The 831-nt window shown below is 64.7% G+C and carries 1 pseudogene; it reads left to right on the forward strand.

The annotated features are described in order from the left end of the window. Positions 1-116 precede the first annotated feature (116 nt). A pseudogene (locus U9977_RS04525) lies at positions 117-831 on the forward strand (NADH dehydrogenase subunit D); the annotation flags it as partial.

The following is an 831-nucleotide window of genomic DNA, read 5'->3' on the forward strand; positions in this document are numbered from 1 at the left end:
TGCCGTTCGAATCCGTGCCGTCCCTATCTGCGTCGTCCCAGTCTGTGTTGTCCCAGTCTGTGTTGTCCCAGTCTGTGTCGTCCCAGTCTGTGTCGTTCTTACCAACGAGGTTCGTTATGACCACCCACGCCTCCGAGACGTCCAGCACGTCCAGCAGGTCCAGTAGGTCCAGTAGGTCCAGCCCGTTCGCGGGACCGCCGGTCGACGATGTTCCCGCTGACGTTCCTGCCGATGTGCCCGCGGCTGATGCGTCCGCGGCCGCCTATGAGGCCGGCTTCACCGAATCGGCAGACGGGCGGATTTACACGGTCACTGGCGGTGACTGGGAGCAGGTGCTCGGCGGCGGTGAGGACTACACCGAGCGGCTCACCGTCAACATGGGTCCGCAGCATCCATCCACTCACGGGGTGCTGCGCCTTGTCCTGGAGATCGAGGGCGAGACGGTCGTCCAGACCCGGGTCGTGATCGGTTACCTGCATACCGGGATCGAGAAGAGCTGCGAGTTCCGCACCTGGACGCAGGCGGTCACCTTCCTCACCCGGGCCGACTACCTCTCGCCGCTGTACAACGAGACGGCCTACTGCCTGGCGGTGGAGAAGCTGCTCGGTGTCACCGAGGAGGTCCCCGAGCGGGCGACCGTCATCCGAGTGCTGGTGATGGAACTCCAGCGGATCGCCTCCCACCTGGTGTGGCTCGCCACCGGAGCGATGGAGATCGGCGCCACCACGGGGATGATTTTCGGGTTCCGGGAGCGCGAGAAGATCCTGGACCTCCTGGAGACGATAACCGGTCTGCGGATGAACCACGCCTACATCCGACCCGGCGGACTGG

It is taken from the genome of Protofrankia sp. Cas8, assembly GCF_963555845.1.
In the GTDB taxonomy this organism is placed as follows: domain Bacteria; phylum Actinomycetota; class Actinomycetes; order Frankiales; family Frankiaceae; genus Protofrankia.